General features: G+C 66.9%; 13 protein-coding genes. 7 read left to right on the top strand and 6 right to left on the bottom strand.

The features are described 5' to 3' along the window. Nucleotides 1-142 precede the first annotated feature (142 nt). Nucleotides 143-4,054, bottom strand: a complete 3,912-nt coding sequence (locus E3O62_RS06690; RefSeq protein WP_134395149.1) for a DNA-directed RNA polymerase subunit beta' — start codon at nucleotides 4,052-4,054, stop codon at nucleotides 143-145. 45 nt (nucleotides 4,055-4,099) lie between these two features. After that, nucleotides 4,100-7,594: a DNA-directed RNA polymerase subunit beta gene (gene rpoB, locus E3O62_RS06685; RefSeq protein ID WP_104100993.1), complete on the bottom strand. Its 3,495-nt coding sequence runs from the start codon at nucleotides 7,592-7,594 to the stop codon at nucleotides 4,100-4,102. 310 nt (nucleotides 7,595-7,904) lie between these two features. Between rpoB and E3O62_RS06680 the strand changes: the two genes are divergently transcribed. The 4 genes from E3O62_RS06680 (at nucleotide 7,905) to E3O62_RS06665 (ending at nucleotide 11,458) form a co-directional block, all read left to right on the top strand. Beyond that, nucleotides 7,905-8,774: a spermidine synthase gene (locus E3O62_RS06680; RefSeq protein ID WP_134397958.1), complete on the top strand. Its 870-nt coding sequence runs from the start codon at nucleotides 7,905-7,907 to the stop codon at nucleotides 8,772-8,774. Nucleotides 8,775-9,049: 275 nt separating this feature from the next. Next, nucleotides 9,050-9,613 carry a hypothetical protein gene (locus tag E3O62_RS06675; RefSeq protein WP_241973353.1) on the top strand — a complete coding sequence of 188 codons (564 nt, stop codon included), beginning with the start codon at nucleotides 9,050-9,052 and terminating at the stop codon, nucleotides 9,611-9,613. 178 nt (nucleotides 9,614-9,791) lie between these two features. Next, nucleotides 9,792-10,961, top strand: a complete 1,170-nt coding sequence (locus tag E3O62_RS06670; RefSeq protein WP_241973352.1) for a sorbosone dehydrogenase family protein — start codon at nucleotides 9,792-9,794, stop codon at nucleotides 10,959-10,961. After that, nucleotides 10,961-11,458, top strand: coding sequence for a SprT-like domain-containing protein (locus E3O62_RS06665; RefSeq protein ID WP_134397957.1), 498 nt, complete (start codon nucleotides 10,961-10,963; stop codon nucleotides 11,456-11,458). Before E3O62_RS06670 ends, E3O62_RS06665 begins: the two co-directional genes overlap by 1 nt. A 67-nt stretch (nucleotides 11,459-11,525) precedes the next feature. On the opposite strand, the gene E3O62_RS06660 is transcribed toward E3O62_RS06665, so the two are convergent. The 4 genes from E3O62_RS06660 to E3O62_RS06645 all read right to left on the bottom strand — a co-directional run bounded on the left by E3O62_RS06660 (nucleotide 11,526) and on the right by E3O62_RS06645 (nucleotide 14,401). Then, a complete protein-coding gene (locus E3O62_RS06660) occupies nucleotides 11,526-11,828 on the bottom strand; it encodes a DUF427 domain-containing protein (RefSeq protein ID WP_134397956.1) in 303 nt (100 codons plus the stop codon). A 108-nt stretch (nucleotides 11,829-11,936) separates the two neighbouring features. Further along, entirely contained in the window at nucleotides 11,937-12,545 is a 609-nt protein-coding gene (locus E3O62_RS06655) for a 2-phosphosulfolactate phosphatase (protein ID WP_134397955.1), read from the bottom strand. 21 nt (nucleotides 12,546-12,566) lie between these two features. Continuing rightward, entirely contained in the window at nucleotides 12,567-13,832 is a 1,266-nt protein-coding gene (locus E3O62_RS06650) for a hypothetical protein (RefSeq protein WP_134397954.1), read from the bottom strand. A gap of 140 nt (nucleotides 13,833-13,972) precedes the next feature. After that, entirely contained in the window at nucleotides 13,973-14,401 is a 429-nt protein-coding gene (locus E3O62_RS06645; protein ID WP_241973351.1) for an EVE domain-containing protein, read from the bottom strand. Between the two features lie 43 nt (nucleotides 14,402-14,444). On the opposite strand from E3O62_RS06645, the gene E3O62_RS06640 reads away from it, so the two are divergent. The 3 genes from E3O62_RS06640 to E3O62_RS06630 all read left to right on the top strand — a co-directional run bounded on the left by E3O62_RS06640 (nucleotide 14,445) and on the right by E3O62_RS06630 (nucleotide 17,436). Continuing rightward, nucleotides 14,445-14,957, top strand: coding sequence for a hypothetical protein (locus tag E3O62_RS06640; protein WP_134395156.1), 513 nt, complete (start codon nucleotides 14,445-14,447; stop codon nucleotides 14,955-14,957). Further along, nucleotides 14,954-15,634 (top strand): DUF1684 domain-containing protein, encoded by a 681-nt coding sequence (locus E3O62_RS06635; protein WP_134395157.1) that lies wholly within the window; start codon nucleotides 14,954-14,956, stop codon nucleotides 15,632-15,634. The genes E3O62_RS06640 and E3O62_RS06635 overlap by 4 nt, the downstream gene beginning before the upstream one ends. 233 nt (nucleotides 15,635-15,867) lie before the next feature. Beyond that, nucleotides 15,868-17,436 carry a DEAD/DEAH box helicase gene (locus E3O62_RS06630; RefSeq protein WP_134397953.1) on the top strand — a complete coding sequence of 523 codons (1,569 nt, stop codon included), beginning with the start codon at nucleotides 15,868-15,870 and terminating at the stop codon, nucleotides 17,434-17,436. Nucleotides 17,437-17,512 lie beyond the last annotated feature (76 nt).

Raw genomic sequence — 17,512 nt, 5'->3', positions numbered from 1 at the left:
TGCGATACCCCCAGAAAGATTCTGGACCAGCCTATCGCGGGTCTCGGCAGGGTCGGGTCTCGACAGGCTCGGGCAGCGGGCGTAAAAGCGGAACGGCCCCCTGCCGAGGCAGGAGGCCGTCCGTGGAACCTATCGCTAGTGACTAGTTGTAGGTGCCGGGGGTGAAGTCATCCGACGAAAAGCTGTCGAAGTCGACGAAGCTCAGGTCACCTTCGTTGAACGCTGCATCATCGGTGAAGATGCGGTTCGGGTAACGCTCAGCCTTGGCTTCATCCGTTGCCTCGACGGTGACGTCGCGGTAGCGGGGAAGGCCGGTGCCGGCCGGGATCAACTTACCGATGATCACGTTCTCCTTGAGGCCCATCAGCGGGTCGCTCTTGCCTTCCATGGCCGCCTGGGTCAGAACCCGGGTGGTTTCCTGGAAGGAAGCGGCCGACAGCCAGGACTCGGTCGCCAACGAAGCCTTGGTGATACCCATGACTTCTTGACGAGCCGACGCCGTCTTCTTGCCCTCGGTGAGCGCGGTGCGGTTGAGATCGTTGTACTTCAACCGGTCAACGAGCTCGCCGGGGAGCAGGCCGGTGTCGCCGTGCTCGACGACGGTCACCTTGCGCAGCATCTGGCGAACGATGACCTCGATGTGCTTGTCGTGAATCGGCACACCCTGCGACCGGTAGACATCCTGCACGCCCCCGACGATGTGCTTCTGCACGGCGCGAACACCCTTGACGCGAAGAACTTCCTTCGGGTCGACGGCGCCGATGATGATCTGCGTGCCGAGCTCGACGTGCTGGCCATCCTCGACGAGGAGGGTGGAGCGCTTGAGCACCGGGTAGGCAATCGGCTCATCGCCGTTGTCGGGGGTCAGGATAACCTTCCGGCTGCGGTCGGTGTCCTCGATGGTGATGCGACCGGCGGTGTCGACGATCGGCGACGCACCCTTGGGGGTACGGGCCTCAAACAGTTCCTGCACACGAGGCAGACCCTGGGTGATGTCGTCGGCGGATGCCGATCCACCGGTGTGGAAGGTACGCATCGTGAGCTGGGTACCCGGTTCACCGATGGACTGTGCGGCGATGATACCGACGGCCTCACCGATGTCGACGAGCAGCCCGGTGGCGAGCGAGCGGCCGTAGCAGACCGCACACACCCCGACAGCCGACTCACAGGTCAGCACCGAGCGCACCTTGATGGTCTCGACACCGGCCTCGACCAGCTTGTCGATGAGCACGTCACCCACGTCGTCGCCGGCGTCAGCGACGATCTCACCCTTGGCGTTGACCGCCGGGGTGGCCAGGCTGCGAGCGTAGACCGCGTTTTCCACGTTGGGGTGGCGAACGAGCTCGCCCATCGGGTTGACCTCGGCGATCGGCAGTTCCAGACCCTTGGTCGTGCCACAGTCGTCTTCGCGGATGATGACATCCTGCGAGACGTCCACGAGACGACGCGTGAGGTACCCGGAGTCGGCGGTACGCAGAGCCGTGTCGGCCAGACCCTTACGAGCACCGTGAGTAGCAATGAAGTACTCGGCGACGGACAGGCCTTCGCGGTAGCTCGAGATGATCGGGCGAGGAATGATCTCACCCTTCGGGTTGTTGACCAGGCCTCGCATACCGGCGATGTTGCGCACCTGCAGCCAGTTACCACGGGCACCGGAGGTGACCATGCGGTTGATGGTGTTGTCGGCCGGGAAGTTCTCCTGCATGGCCGCGGCGACGTCTTCGGTTGCCTTGGTCCAGATCTGGATGAGCTCCTGGCGACGCTCGAGGTCGGTCGTGAGACCCTTCTCGAACTGCGACTGCACCTTGGCGGCCTGCTTCTCATAGCCGGCAACGATCTGCGGCTTGTTCGGCGGGGTCAGGATGTCGCTGAGCGCCACGGTCACACCGGACCGGGTGGCCCAGTAGAAACCGGCGTCCTTGACGCGGTCAAGCGTCGCGGCGACTTCCACCTTCGGGTACCGTTCGGCGAGGTCGTTGACGATCGCCGAGAGGCTGCCCTTGTCGGCGACCTTTTCGAAGTACGGGTAGTCAACCGGCATGGCCTCGTTGAAGATCGCGCGGCCGAGCGTGGTGGTCACCAGCACGGTTCCGACGGCCTGGCCGTTGACGAGTTCGACGCCTTCGGGCTGCGTGCCCTCTTCGAAGTACTTGTCGGCCAGACGGATGCGCACCTTGGCGTTCAGGTCGAGGCCCTGGTTCGCGTCCTTCTTCTGGTCGAAAGCGAGAATCGCTTCCGCGATCGAGGAGAACGCCCGGCCCTCGCCGATGACGCCTTCCTTGAGCGTGGTCAGGTGGTGCAGACCGATGATCATGTCCTGGGTGGGCAGGGTCACCGGGCGACCGTCAGACGGCTTCAGGATGTTGTTCGAGGCGAGCATCAGGATGCGCGCTTCGGCCTGGGCTTCCATCGACAGCGGCAGGTGAACTGCCATCTGGTCACCGTCGAAGTCGGCGTTGAACGCGGCACAGACGAGAGGGTGCAGCTGGATCGCCTTACCTTCCACGAGCTGAGGCTCGAACGCCTGGATGCCGAGGCGGTGAAGCGTCGGTGCCCGGTTCAGCAGCACGGGGCGCTCGCGGATGATCTCCTCGAGCACGTCCCAGACCTGCGGGCGCGAACGCTCGACCATGCGCTTGGCTGCCTTGATATTCTGAGCGTGACTCAGGTCGATCAGGCGCTTGATCACGAACGGCTTGAACAGCTCGAGTGCCATCTGCTTAGGCAGACCACACTGGTGCAGCTTGAGCTGCGGGCCGACGACGATGACCGAACGGCCGGAGTAGTCGACGCGCTTGCCGAGCAGGTTCTGACGGAAACGACCCTGCTTGCCCTTGAGCATGTCGCTCAGCGACTTGAGAGCGCGGTTACCGGTACCCGTGACGGGGCGGCCACGACGACCGTTGTCGAAGAGTGCGTCAACGGCCTCCTGCAGCATCCGCTTCTCGTTGTTCACAATGATCTCGGGGGCACCGAGGTCGAGCAGACGACGCAGGCGGTTGTTGCGGTTGATCACGCGACGGTAGAGGTCGTTGAGGTCGGAGGTCGCGAAGCGGCCACCGTCGAGCTGCACCATCGGGCGCAGTTCGGGCGGGATCACGGGGACGACGTCGAGCACCATCGCGGCCGGCGAGTTGCCGGTGATGATGAACGCATTGACCACACGGAGGCGCTTAATCGCACGGATCTTCTTCTGGCCCTTGCCCTCGGCGATCTGCAGGTGCAGGTTTTCGCTCTCGGTGACCAGGTCGAAGGCCAGCAGGCGCTTCTTGATGGCTTCGGCGCCCATGTAGGCCTCGAAGTACATGCCGAAACGGTCCTGCAGCTCGTGGAAGACGGAGTCTTCGGGCTTCAGGTCGCCGACCTTGAGGGTGCGGAAGTCTTCCCACACGCGCTCGAGGTGAGCGATCTGCTCGTCGAGAGACTTGCGGACCTGGCTCATCTCCTTTTCGGCGGCGTCCTTGGTGCGCTTCTTCTGGTCGCTCTTGGCGCCTTCGGCCTCCAGTGCTGCGAGGTCGGTTTCCAGGCGCTGCAGACGGTCGGCGATGCGGGAATCGCGCTGGCCCTCGATGGTCTTGATCTCGAGGCGGAGCTCGTTCTCAAGGCCGGGCATGTCCTGGTGACGGCCGTCTTCGTCAACCGTGATGACCATGTACGCGGCGAAGTAGATGACCTTTTCGAGGTCCTTCGGAGCCATGTCCAGCAGGTAACCGAGACGCGAGGGGACACCCTTGAAGTACCAGATGTGGGTGACCGGGGCGGCGAGCTCGATGTGGCCCATGCGCTCACGGCGCACCGACGACTTCGTGACCTCGACGCCACAGCGCTCACAGACGATGCCTTTGAAGCGCACTCGCTTGTACTTGCCGCATGAGCATTCCCAGTCCCTGGACGGGCCGAAGATCTGCTCGCCGAACAGGCCGTCTTTTTCCGGCTTGAGCGTGCGGTAGTTGATGGTTTCGGGCTTCTTGACCTCACCGTGAGACCAGCGACGGATGTCGTCGGCGGTCGCAAGGCCAATGCGAAGCTCGTCAAATGTGGTTACGTCGAGCAATTTCTCTCCTTGGAAAGTATTCGAAGTGTTCGTCATCGGCCGGGCCTAGATGTCGTCGATCGAAGACGACTCAAACCGGGTGGAAATGTTGATGCCGAGCTCTTCCGCAGCGCGGAACACCTCGTCATCCGTGTCGCGCAGGCTGACGGCGGTGCCGTCGCTCGACAGCACCTCGACGTTCAGGCACAGCGACTGCATTTCCTTGATCAGAACCTTGAAGCTCTCGGGGATACCCGGCTCCTGAATGTTCTCGCCCTTGACGATGGCCTCGTAGACCTTCACCCGGCCGAGGATGTCATCGCTCTTGATGGTCAGGAGTTCCTGCAGGGCATAAGCGGCTCCGTATGCTTCGAGCGCCCACACCTCCATCTCACCGAAACGCTGTCCGCCGAACTGCGCCTTACCACCCAGCGGCTGCTGCGTGATCATGGAGTAGGGGCCGGTGGAACGGGCGTGGATCTTGTCATCGACAAGGTGGTGCAGCTTCAGGATGTACATGTAGCCCACGGAAACCGGGTTGGGGAACGGCTCGCCGGAGCGGCCGTCGAACAACTGGGTCTTACCGGTGCGGTCGATCAGGCGGTCGCCGTCACGAGTCGGGGTCGTCGAGTCGAGGAGACCCTCGATCTCGACCTCGAGCGCGCCGTCGAACACCGGGGTCGCGACCTTGGTGTTCGGAGCTGCGCTGTGCGCGGCCTCGGGTAGACGGCCGGCCCACTTGGGCTTGCCTTCCACCTGCCAGCCCTGCTTGGCGATCCAGCCCAGGTGGGTCTCCAGGACCTGACCGAAGTTCATGCGGCCCGGGATGCCCAGCGGGTTGAGGATGATGTCGACCGGGGTTCCGTCGGCGAGGAACGGCATGTCCTCGATCGGCAGGATGCGGGAGATGACACCCTTGTTGCCGTGACGGCCGGCGAGCTTGTCACCCTCGGTGATCTTGCGCTTCTGCGCGATGAAGACCGCGACGCGCTGGTTGACGCCCGAGCCGAGCTCGTCGTCGCCGTCCTGCGAGTCGAAGACCTTGACACCGATGATGGTGCCGCGCTCACCGTGGGGAACCTTAAGGCTCGTGTCGCGAACTTCGCGACTCTTCTCGTTGAAGATGGCACGCAGCAGGCGCTCCTCGGCGGACAGCTCGGTCTCGCCCTTGGGCGTGACCTTGCCGACGAGGATGTCGCCGGGGCGAACCTCGGCACCGATCCGGATGATGCCGCGTTCGTCCAGGTCTGCAAGCAGATCAGGCGACACGTTGGGCAGGTCGCGAGTGATCTCTTCCTTGCCCAGCTTGGTGTCGCGAGCGTCGACCTCGTATTCCTCGATGTGAATCGACGAGAGGGTGTCGTCCTTGACCAGGTTCTGGCTCAGGATGATCGCGTCCTCGAAGTTGTAGCCTTCCCACGGCATGAACGCGACGAGCAGGTTCTTGCCGAGAGCGAGTTCTCCGTTTTCGGTGGCGGGGCCATCGGCGATGACTTCGCCGACTTCGATCCGCTCGCCGGCCTGCACGATGACGCGGTGGTTGTAGCTCGTGCCCTGGTTGGAGCGCGCGAACTTGCGCAGGTAGTACTCCTGCGTGCCCCCCTCGTCGAGCTGGATGGTGACGACGTCGGCCGAAACCTCCATCACCACGCCGGCCTTGTCGGCGGTAAGCACGTCACCGGCGTCGATGGCCGCAAAGACCTCCATGCCGGTGCCGACGAGCGGGCTCTCGCTCATCAGGAGCGGGACGGCCTGACGCTGCATGTTGGCACCCATGAGTGCGCGGTTCGCATCGTCGTGCTCGAGGAACGGGATGAGCGAGGTGGCGACAGACACCATCTGGCGAGGCGAAACATCCATGTAGCCGATGTCTTCCGCGGGGAAGAGGTCGACCTCTCCACCCTTCTTGCGGGCGAGAACACGGGCGTCGGCGAAGTGCCAGTCCTTGGTGAGGGGGGCGTTCGCCTGGGCGACGATGAACTCGTCTTCTTCGCTGGCGGTGAGGTAGTCGATCTGGTCGTTCATGACCTTGCCATCGACGACGCGACGGTACGGGGTCTCAATGAAACCGAAGGCGTTGATCCGCGCGAACGAGGCGAGCGAACCGATCAGGCCGATGTTCGGGCCTTCCGGGGTTTCGATGGGGCACATCCGGCCGTAGTGCGAGGGGTGAACGTCTCGCACCTCGACGCCGGCACGGTCACGGGACAGACCACCCGGGCCCAGCGCGGACAGGCGACGCTTGTGCGTCAGTCCGGCGAGCGGGTTGTTCTGGTCCATGAACTGCGACAGCTGGCTGGTACCGAAGAACTCCTTGATCGCGGCGACGACGGGGCGCACGTTGATCAGGGTCTGCGGGGTGATCGCTTCGATGTCCTGCGTGGTCATGCGCTCGCGAACGACGCGCTCCATGCGGGACAGGCCGGTGCGCACCTGGTTCTGGATGAGCTCGCCGACGGCACGGATGCGACGGTTGCCGAAGTGGTCGATGTCGTCGATGTCGATGCGGATGTCGGTCTGCTTGCCGTCGCGGACGCCGGCGATCGTGGTCTGGTTGTCGTGCAGCGCAACCAGGTACTTGATCGTGGCCAGGATGTCCTTGAGCGTCAGCACGGAGTCGCTGAGCGGCGCTTCGAGTCCGAGCTTGCGATTGATCTTGTAACGACCGACCTTGGCCAGGTCGTAGCGCTTGGAGTTGAAGAAGAAGTTGTCCAGGAGCGCACGCGCGGCCTCGGCGGCAACCTGCTCGCCCGGGCGCAGCTTGCGGTAGATGTCCTTGAGGGCTTCTTCCTTGGTGAGGATGTTGTCCTTCTCCAGGGTGAGCTCGATCGACGCGAAGCCCTTGAACTCCTCGAGGATCTCTTCGCTCGTAAGGCCCAGGGCCTTGAGGAAGACGGTGACGGACTGCTTGCGCTTGCGGTCGATGCGTACGCCGACCTGGTCGCGCTTGTCGATCTCGAATTCGAGCCAGGCACCGCGGCTCGGGATGACGCGAGCGGAGTAGATGTCTTTGTCGGACGTCTTCTCCTGCTGGCGGTCGAAGTAGACGCCCGGGGAGCGGACCAGCTGTGAGACGACGACACGCTCGGTGCCGTTGATCACGAAGGTGCCCTTGGGGGTCATCAGCGGGAAGTCACCCATGAACACGGTCTGGGTCTTGATCTCACCGGTGAGGTGGTTCATGAACTCAGCGTTCACATAGAGGGGTGCGGAGTAGGTCTTACCCTTTTCCTTACACTCGTCAATGGTGTACTTCTCCGGCTCGAGTTCCGGGTTGGTGAACGACAGCTGCATCGTTTCGCCGAGGTCCTCGATGGGTGAGATCTCTTCGAAGATCTCGTCGAGCCCGGTGCGAGTCGGCAGGTCCTGTCGACCGGCCGCCTGGCCTTCTGCGACACGCTGTTTCCAGTTGTCGTTACCGACGAGCCAATCGAAGCTCTCGGTCTGCAAAGCAAGCAGATCCGGAACAGTCAGATTGTCGGTGATCTTCGCGAACGAAAGACGGCCAGCGGCACGTCCGTTCTTGGGTGAGTTGGTGGTTGCGTTGCGCGCAGCAGCCAAGGAAATAACCTCCGTGGACCCCGTCAGGTCTAGTCACTGTTAGTAAGGAATACCGAGTACGAACTCCTCAGACCCTCGCGTTCTGAAATTCCGGTGTTCTGAAATCCTGGAACGAGGTATGCGTCAAGGTGGCTTGAGCACGCAAAGCCGACCGCAATATGAAGGCAGAGTTTAGTCTGGGAGCGCAAAGAACAACTATATGCCGGATAGCTCACCATGTCCACTCAATTCTTGACGTGCCATAAATTCTCAGGTATAACCCGGTTTCGGGCCGCTCCGGTTCAGACTGCGGAGGGCGCAGACTTGAGGGATGAGCAGGCCTGTAGCGCAACATCCGTCGATCACCTTGAAACTGAGCGGCCACCATGCCGTCATCGAGCCCGACCGATTCACCCCGGGCAGCTTCAACCTGATCGTGGACGGCACGCCGCAGTCGCACGTGAACCTGGACGACCCGGGCGAGCTGTTCTTTGAATACGTGCAGCGGATCGGCCACGTAATCGACCTGATCGGCGAGGTGGGCGAGCCAATCACCGCCGTGCACCTCGGCGCCGGCGCGCTGACTCTCCCCCGGTACGTGGAGGCGACCCGGCCGGGCTCCCGTCAGCAGGTCGTGGAGCTGGAGAGCGACCTTGTCGATTTCGTTCGCGGCGAGCTGCCCTGGGACAAGCGGGCGCAGCTGCGCGTGCGGCACGGTGATGCCCGCGAGGTGCTGGCCAAGTTGCCGGCCGGGCTGCACGGCGCGGTGGACCTCGTCGTCGTCGACATCTTCTCCGGGGCCCGCACCCCGGCCCACGTGACCAGCCGCGAGTTCTACGAGTTGGCCGCTCCCCTTCTGTCGCCGCGCGGGGTGCTCGTCGTGAACGTCGCCGACGGGCCCGGTCTGCCGTTCGCCCGTTCACAGGCCGCGACGCTGTCCGCCGTCTTCGGGCACGTGCTCGCGCTCGCGGAGACCCAGGTGCTCAAGGGGCGCCGGTTCGGCAACATCGTCTTCGTCGCCGCGCACACCCCCATCGACACGAGCTGGGTGTCGCGGCTGCTGGCGGGCGGGCCGCATCCGTCGAAAGTCGTCGAGGGTGCTGAGCTCGCGCACTTCATGGCGACCGCGATGGTGACGACGGATGCGACGGCCACCCCGTCGCCGCTGCCCGGCCGCACGGTGTTCCAACTCGGCAGCTGAGCCGCGGTTACGCCGGGGGTCGCGCGCCGGGTGATGTGTGGCCAACTCAGGAGATCCGGGGTCCAAGTGTTGCGGGCGTCCGTGTTCACGCGGCTTTATGTGCTCACGCGCTGGGATCTCCTGAGTTGGCCACGTGTGCTGCTCGCGGCGGGGCGACGAGGGCGACGGATGCCGGTGGGGCGGGCCGGATCGGGGCAGATGGCGGCGGATCGCGGCGGATCGGGGACCGGCCCGGCCCGGCTACGCTGAACGGGACCACGTTTACTCCGCGGCATGTGCCGCCTTCGCCTCAGGACCACACCCTGCCCATCATCATTGGCTACGACGCCGTCACCCTGCGTGAGAAAGTCGACCTCTCTGCTGCAGAGTTGCGCCTCGAAGAACTCGGCGAGCTTCGCAGCCTGTCCGCCCTCAACGAGAAGGTCGTACTGTTGCGGCTGACCGGACGCCTCGACGAGGCCTGGGACATGGCGAACACTGCGCTGCGCCAGTCCCGGTTCACCGGGTCGCGGGAAGAACTCGCGTTCAGTCGCATCCGTCGCGCCCAAGTGCAGCAGTACCGAGGCAAGCTCGACGAGGCGGTGACCGAGTTGACCCATTGTGTGCTCGAGTCCGAGACGCACGAGTGGGGTGCCGTCGCGGCGTTCGCCCGGGAAAGCCGCGGCAAGGTGCACTTCGAACAGGGCGACCTCGACGCCGCCCTGGCAGACTTCACGGCCTCGGTGACGCTGCGGGAGCAGGCCGGCGCCACGCCCGCCCTCCTTGAGAGCGCGCTCGTCGCCGTTGCGGTGGTCGAGTCCTTCATCGCCGAGCGGCGACAGTCCCGCCTGCAGCAGTAGCACTTCGGCGCCGCGGGGTGCCGGCCGGCGATTGACCGGCCCGCGCTTGACCGGCCCGCTGCCTCCGGACATCGATTTGCAGGAGTTATGCACGAAAGGGGCCACTCACCCCGAAGCAGGAATTCGGGGCATGCTGGACACAGCGCCGGCGAGCGTGCCGGTGCGAAGGAGGTGGAAGATGAGCGGGCGGATGCCACCACGCAGCGGCGCGACCGGGGTGCTGGCCCTGGGCGCGCTCCTGCTGCTCAGCGCGTGCACGGCGACCGCGCCCGGGCCCGCGGCAGAAACCTCGACCCCCGCCCGGCCGGTTCCGTCCGACACCGTTGCACCCGGGCCGACCGGCACCGCCGGGCCATCGGTGCGGCCGGTCGACGCCCCGGTCGTGATCGCCTCCGGGCTGGATGCTCCCTGGTCGATCCTGCGCCTGCCGGACGATGGCACCCTGATCAGCGAACGCGACACGACCCTCGTGCGCGAACTTCTGCCCGACGGCAGCCTGCGCGACGCCGGCCGGGTCGCCGAGGCGAGCCCGGGCGGTGAAGGCGGGCTGCTCGGCCTCGCCGCACTGGCCGACCCGGCCGCACCGGGCGGAACCGGGTGGGTCTACGCCTACTTCACGTCCGCCGACGACAACAAGATCGTACGGATGCCGCTGCTCGGCACGGTCGGAAGCCACACCCTCGGCGCATCCGAACCGGTGCAGGGCGGCATCCCGAAGGCCGGTAACCACAACGGCGGTCGGCTCGGTTTCGGCCCGGACGGCCTGCTCTACGCCACGGTCGGCGACGCCGGGAACCCCGAGAACGCTCAGGACCTGGGTTCCCTCGGCGGCAAGATCCTGCGGATGACGCCGACCGGCGCCGTGCCGGACGACAACCCGTTCGGCACGCTCGTCTACTCCTACGGCCACCGCAACCCGCAGGGGATCGCCTGGGACTCCAGCGGCCGGCTCTGGGCGAGCGAGTTCGGACAGAACACCTGGGACGAGCTCAACCTCATCACCCCGGGCGGCAACTACGGCTGGCCGATCGTCGAGGGCCGGGGACAGAGCGCGGACTCCGGCTACCTCAAACCGGAGCAGCAGTGGCCCACCAGCGAGGCCAGCCCGAGCGGTCTCGCCATCGTGAACGACACCATCTTCATGGCGGCCCTGCGCGGCGAGCGTCTCTGGCGCATCGATCCCTCCACAGGCGAGGTCGATGACTGGTTCGGGAACAGCTTCGGGCGGCTGCGCGATGTGGTGTCGGGGCCCGATGGCACACTGTGGTTCGTGAGCAATAATACGGATGGCCGCGGCACCCCTTCCGCCGGCGACGACCGGCTTTACCAGGTGGCGGTGGCACCCTGATGGCCGACCTCGACCGGGTGCGGCACTGGGCGGACTCGTTGATCACGCTGCACCTCGACCCCAGCTGGACCTTCGCCTTCGACAACGCGAAGAAGCGAGCGGGGCTCTGCAACTTCTCCGTGCGGCGCATCACCGTGTCCCGCTACCTGGCGGCGCGCTACGAAGACGATGACGTGCACCAGATCCTGCTGCACGAGGTCGCGCACGCCCTGGCCGGACCGCGCGCCGGCCACGGGCCGAAGTGGAAGGTGATCGCGCGGAACCTCGGCTATGACGGGAAGAGCACGCACGACGGCGAGATCGCCGACGAGCTCGCGCCGTGGGTCGGCACCTGCCCGGCCGGCCACGTGCACTACCGTTACCGACAACCCACCCGGGCGTTCGCCTGCGGGCTGTGCGTGCGTGGATTCGACAAGCGGTTCCTGATCCGGTGGACACGGCGCGAGATCACGGCCGCCGCCCGGCGACAGGCTGCGGCGGCGGCGGCCAAGCCCTAGCTGTGCCCTGTGGTCTTGACAGGCTCGACCACCGATTGCTCGGGCCGGCCGTACGGCCCGGAGCGGGCTACTCGGAGACCTGGACCTCTTTCCAGAAGGCGACGTAGTTGCTGTAGTCCTGGCCGACCCGGTCGAAGGAGGCCGAGGGCGGATTCGGGTAACTGAAGGCGCGATCCTGCAGCAGAGTCTCGCCGTCCTTGACGCTGAAGTACTGGCACGCGCCCTTCCAGGAGCAGGTGTACTGCGTGGGGCTCTCGACGAGGAACCCGGAGTTCACGCTCGCCGGTGGGAAGTACCAGTTGCCCTCGATCTTGAGGAGATCTGCCTGCGGTGCTTCGGCGATGACGGTGCCGTTGAGTACTGCCTTCATGGGAGTTGCTCCTTCAGTGAGATTCAAACAGTGAAATTCGAACAGTGAAATTCGAACAGTGAGGGTCAAACGAGGGGTTCGGCCTCAGCGGCCGTGCCAGGAGCAACCTCAGCCCGGAAAGGCGAATTCCCGCAGTCGGGAGATTCCCGGGGAGCGCGCCGGGGCATCCGTCGCCTGGGCATCCGTTGCCGGGGCCTGCGTCGCCGGGGCCTCGAGACGTACCGCAGCCTGAACCTCGGCCGACCGCCCCTCGGCGACGAGCGCCTGGGCGGTTTCGGACGCGGTGACCAGGTGCCGCACGGCCCGGGTGAGACCCGCGAATCCCGCGGCGGCCGCGGCCGCCTCCGGCGAGCAGTGGTCGATGCCGCGGGCGGCGAGGGCGTCGATCACGGCGCCGGCGGCGAGGAAGTCCTCCACCGCGAACCGGGGGGCGCCGCCCTGGCGTCGCTCGCCCACGGCGATCACGGCCACGGAGAACCGGTCTCCCTTCTCCGCCTGGCGGGCGAGCACCCAGTCGGCCACGCTCTCACGGTTGGCGAGGCTCGCGGCGATGACCTGGTGCTCGTGCAGGGCAGTCGGGAGAACGACCTCGGAGCCGGGCGACGGCAAAGCGTCGGCCAGGATGACCACGTCGGCCTCGGCGGCCAGAGCCTGGAACCCGGCCAGGCCGACATCGAAACGGACCTGGTACTTCTGTTGGGGCGCGTCTTTGTTCACGCCCCAAGGGTAGCGGCGGCGCTACCGGACGTCGAAGCGGGCGAGCGCGTCGGCATCCGTGGCATGGGCCATCGCGCTGCGCGCGGTGTCCAGTGCGGACACCGGGTCGGCCTCCGAAGCCGCCAGGCTCAGCTTGCGTTCGGCCTCCGCGAGGCGGGTGCGCGCCACAGCGCCCACGCGGCCGGGATGCGCGGTGATGAAGTCGCGGGTCACGGTGATCTGGCTCCGCGCGGCCAACAGAGCGCCGGTCAGCGCGCCGCGGGCGTTGTCGAGCCGCAACTGGCGGTTGCGGGCCTCGGAACGGATCAGGTCGAGACCGTCCATCGCCGTGCGCAGTCGGGCCTGGTCAGCGGCAGGGTCGCTCAAGCGCGACGGCTGCCGCAGCTCGCCGACCACCCGGTCGGCCTCCGCAATAACGCGGTTCAGTTCGCCGCGGGCCGTGGTCTCCTCGTGGGTGTCACGCAGCGCGCGCACCTCGGCCAGCTCGGCGTCCGCCGCGTCAAGCGCTCGGGCCAGGGATGCGAATCCGACGTGCAACTGGTCTTCGCCCTGTTCGATCGCGTCGAGCAGGGTGCCGGCGCGGTGCAGGGCCTGCTCGGCCGCGAGCAACTGGTCACCCACGGGGTCGGTGGCTTCGCGGGCGAGACGGGCGGCCGCGGCATCCGCTGCCCGGCGGGCGTCATCGACGGCCTCTTCGGCGCGGGAGACGTTGCCGCTGATCGGGGCCAGGGCGTGCGCGGCATACGCGCGGCTGAGCCGGGAGAGGCTGGCGGTGCCGGCCGCGACGCGGTCGGCGACCCGGTCGAGGCGGCGACGCAACTTGTCAAGTAGCAGCGGGGCATCCCGTTCGACGCCGCGCCGGGAGTCGAAAGTGCGGGTCTGCGCGCCGAGGCGCTTGACGGCCTCGTCGGCGAGCACGACGATCTCCTCGGTCCAGCGGCGACGCTCACCCTCGGAGTCGGGCACGCTGTCGTCGAGCCTCTGCTGCAGCAGGAACGCGTCACGCACCTGCCGCCGGGAGGCGTCGAGCGCGGCGGCGAAGTCGCTGGTGGCGTTCTCCCCGAACTGGGCGACCGCGAAACCGAGCTCGTCGGTGGCGACCTCGATCAGGTCATCCGCACGCACGAGGGCGATTGCGGCGGCTCGGGTGCGATCCGCGGCCAGAGTGCGGTCGACGCGCGCGCGCGCCCGGACCCGGCGCCGCATGATCATCACGATCACCACGACGACCGCTGCCGCCCCACCGAAAACGACGGCCGAGGGCACCCACCAGAACTCGCCAGTCATGCGTTCAGTGTACCGAACGGATGCGCCTCACCCCGGCGCCGTACCCGGCGGCACGTCCTCGAAAATCGCCGGTCCCACCCACAATCGCCGCGGGGACGGGTCGCCTCGGCATCATCGGCGAAGAACGGCTGGTTCCAGCGCTACTCCCGGCGCATCTGCCGCCGGATCACCTCGAAGTCGTGCCGGGAGATCTCGAGCAGCCCCCGGCGCAGCTGGTAGCCCCAGTCGGGGTTGCTGCGCGTGAACTCGAGCACCGACAGGAGCGGGCGGATGGAGGCGGCAACGACATCCGTTTCGTAATCGATGTGACGTCGCCACGGGCGGTACGAGCTCGGGGCGTCGGACTCGCCCTGATGCACGATTCCAGGGGCGATGCGACCGATCGCGGTGAACTCGCGCAGCGCGAGCCCGTCGATGTGCGTCTTCGGGGAATAGTAGACCACCCCGTCGGACTCGCCCATCTGCTCGAGCGCCACCCGGGCCCCGTGGCTGGCCTGCACGAGCCCCACAGCGACGGCGCGCAGCACGTGTTCGCGCGAGGCAACGCCCAGCCAGTATCGAATTGCCACCCTCTTAGTTGTACTGCATGCCCCAGCACCACAGACTGGGGTCATGCGTGTTCTTCTGAAAGAGATCCTCGACTGCTCCCCCGATGCCGCCTGGCGCGCCCTGCGGAGTCCGGCCGTGTTCCGCGAGGTGAGTTCGCCCGTGGTGAGCGTCGAATCGCTCGAGATGGATGGCTTCCCCACCATCTGGGAGCCGGGTGAGCATCCGGTCAGCCTGACCGCGCTCGGCCTGGTGCCGATGGGCGACCAGGTGATCCGCCTGACCATGGCGACCACCCGGAAGGATGGCGTGCGCATCCTGCGTGACACCGGCCGCGGGGTATCGGGGCCGCTCGCCTCGGTCACCCTCTGGGACCACCGGATGGCCGTGTCTCCCGACCCGGCCGGCACCGGCAAGACGCTTTTTCGAGATCAGCTGATCTTCCGCACCGGCGCGCTCACCCTGGCCAGCTGGCCCGTTTTCTGGGCGCTCTGGCAGTGGCGGCTGCACCAGCTCAAGCGCCTCGCGCCGAACTGGAGCCTCGACCTCGGCGTCGATGAGTCCGGCGCGACCTCGTGAGCACCACCCTCGGCGCCCTGCAGGTGGCCGACTGGCGTCGGCGCGTGTTCGGGCTGTACGGCGGCGTACGCCAGCTCAGCGCGCACGACCCGGCCGCCGGCCACGAACTGTGGCGGAGCGGCAGGGACGACCTGTTCGGAGGGCATTCGGCGTCGCCGTTGATGCCCGACGACCGGGCCGGCTTCACCGGGCTGCCGGTCGCCGCCTACGACCCCGACTGGCGGTTCGAGGCCGAGGTGCACCGCGCGGAACATCCGGTGCGCATCTCGGTTGACACCGGCACCGACGGGAAGGTGCAGTTCGACCTCGTCGGAACCGTGCGGTTGCCCTACCTCGGACCGATCGACCTGTGGCGGCTCTCCAGCTACGGCGGCGGGCTCTTTCTGCCTGTGCGCGACGGCCTGGCCGGCAAGCCCGGCGGAACCTACGGTGGCGGTCGCTACCTGCTCGACACGGTCAAGGGCGCCGACCTGGGCGCCGGGGCCGACGACGACAGCATCATCCTCGACTTCAACTTCGCCTACAACCCGTCCTGCGCGTACGACCCGATGTGGGCCTGTCCGCTGCCCCAGGCCGGCAATACCGTGGCCGCGGAGGTGCCCGTCGGCGAGCTGACCCCCGGTGCGGAGCGCCACCCCACGGCTTCCGTCGGGCGGGCGTTCGACCCGAAGGCTTGACAGCATCCGCTAAGATGGAAACTTGCGAGTGCGTAGTTGTGCTCGCTGCGTCGTAGAACGCCCTCTTCTTATTGCGGCAGCCCACCCGGGCCGGCCCGATTTTTCGAATCAAACCTTCTTACGGCGAACGGATGTGCCCATCGGCACCTTCGCCATGTGAAACCTCTGAGGCTCCGAGTTGCCGCCCGTGCGGAACGGATGCCTGGGGAATCTGATGCCCGAAAGGCACCACTTTGTCTGAAACTTCCTTTAGCGCGCTTGGCGTGCCAGCCCCTCTCGTTGCCATCCTGACCGAGCAGGGCATCGACAGCCCGTTCCCGATCCAGGTGGACACGCTGCCCGACACCCTCAACGGCCGCGACGTGCTCGGCCGCGGCAAAACCGGCTCCGGCAAGACCCTCGCGTTCGCACTGCCCATGGTGTCGCGCCTCGGCGGCAAGCTCGCCGGCGGCCGACGTCGTCCGGGCCGCCCGCTCGGCCTCATTCTCGCCCCGACCCGCGAACTGGCCACGCAGATCACCAACGCGCTCACGCCGCTGGCCGAGGCGTACGGTCTCAACACCACCACAATCTTCGGTGGCGTCTCGCAGGGCCGTCAGGTCTCCGCACTCAAGGCCGGCGTCGACATCGTCGTGGCCTGCCCGGGTCGCCTCGAGGACCTCATGAAGCAGGGCTTCATCAGCCTGGACGCCGTTGAGATCACCGTGCTCGACGAGGCAGACCACATGGCGGACCTGGGCTTCCTGCCCGTCGTCACGCGCATCATGGACAAGACGCCCAGCAGCGGCCAGCGCCTGCTGTTCTCGGCCACGCTCGACAACGGGGTGGACAAGATCGTGCGCCGTTTCCTGCACAACGAGGTCATGCACTCGGTCGACGAGGCCAACAGCCACGTCTCCGCGATGACGCACCACGTCTTCGAGATCGACGGCGTCGAATCGAAGAAGGCGCTTGTCGAGAAGCTCGCGAGCGGTTCCGGCCGGCGCATCCTCTTCATGCGCACCAAGCACCAGGCCAAGAAGCTCGCCAAATCGCTCACCGACGCCGGGATCCCTTCCGTCGATCTGCACGGCAACCTCTCACAGGTGGCCCGTGACCGTAACCTCGCCGCGTTCAGCGCCGGCGACGTGAAGGTTCTCGTCGCCACGGATGTCGCGGCCCGCGGCGTGCACGTCGACGACATCGAACTCGTCATCCACGTCGACCCGCCGGCCGAGCACAAGGCGTACCTGCACCGCTCGGGCCGGACGGCCCGCGCCGGCAGCGCCGGTGACGTCGTGACTCTGGTTCTCCCCGAACAGCGCCGCGACACCGACGCGCTGCTGCGCAAGGCCGCCATCAAGGTGACCCCGCAGCGCGTGACCGCGTCCTCCCCCGCCGTGGACGCCCTCGTCGGCGACGTCGCAGCGTACGTCAAGCCGCTCCCCCGCGTGGAGCAGCCGCACGGCCAGTCCCAGGGCGGCCGCTCACAGGGCGCCAACGCCCAGCGCAAGCGCGTCAACCGCGATGAGCGCGACTCCGGCGCCCGTGACTCCGGCGCCCGTGACTCCGGCGCCCGCGCCAGTGGAGCACGCGGCAACCGCGGACACCGCGGCAGCGACGCAGTGGCACCCGCCGGCGGAGCGCGCCAGGAGCGTTCGGGCCGCCCCGCGGCATCCGGTCGCGGCCAGGGATCGGGCAACGCCCAGAGCCGTCCGGCCCAGGGTGGTCGCTCCGGCGGCCTCCAGGTCGGGGGCCTCGTGCGCGGCGCCGGTGCCACCGGCGGCGCTCGTCGCTCGGCCCCGCGCCGCGCGCAGGGCTAGTCGCTCGGCAGCATCTGCACGTTAGTTCCCCGGTGAACGGGCCGGCCTCTCCCGAGGCCGGCCCGTTCTGCGTTGT

The sequence above is a fragment of the Cryobacterium sp. TMT2-15-1 genome (genome assembly GCF_004402345.1).
Taxonomy (GTDB): Bacteria; Actinomycetota; Actinomycetes; order Actinomycetales; family Microbacteriaceae; genus Cryobacterium; species Cryobacterium sandaracinum.
Note: the sequence above shows the minus strand (reverse complement) of the source record. Positions and strands in the feature narration are given on the sequence as shown.

Coding starts and splice junctions, on each gene's coding strand:
- E3O62_RS06665 (WP_134397957.1), top strand. CDS start 10,961: ATGGCCGACCTCGACCGGGTGCGGCACTGGGCGGACTCGTTGATCACG.
- E3O62_RS06670 (WP_241973352.1), top strand. CDS start 9,792: ATGAGCGGGCGGATGCCACCACGCAGCGGCGCGACCGGGGTGCTGGCC.
- E3O62_RS06640 (WP_134395156.1), top strand. CDS start 14,445: ATGCGTGTTCTTCTGAAAGAGATCCTCGACTGCTCCCCCGATGCCGCC.
- E3O62_RS06650 (WP_134397954.1), bottom strand. CDS start 13,832: ATGACTGGCGAGTTCTGGTGGGTGCCCTCGGCCGTCGTTTTCGGTGGG.
- E3O62_RS06680 (WP_134397958.1), top strand. CDS start 7,905: ATGAGCAGGCCTGTAGCGCAACATCCGTCGATCACCTTGAAACTGAGC.
- E3O62_RS06660 (WP_134397956.1), bottom strand. CDS start 11,828: ATGAAGGCAGTACTCAACGGCACCGTCATCGCCGAAGCACCGCAGGCA.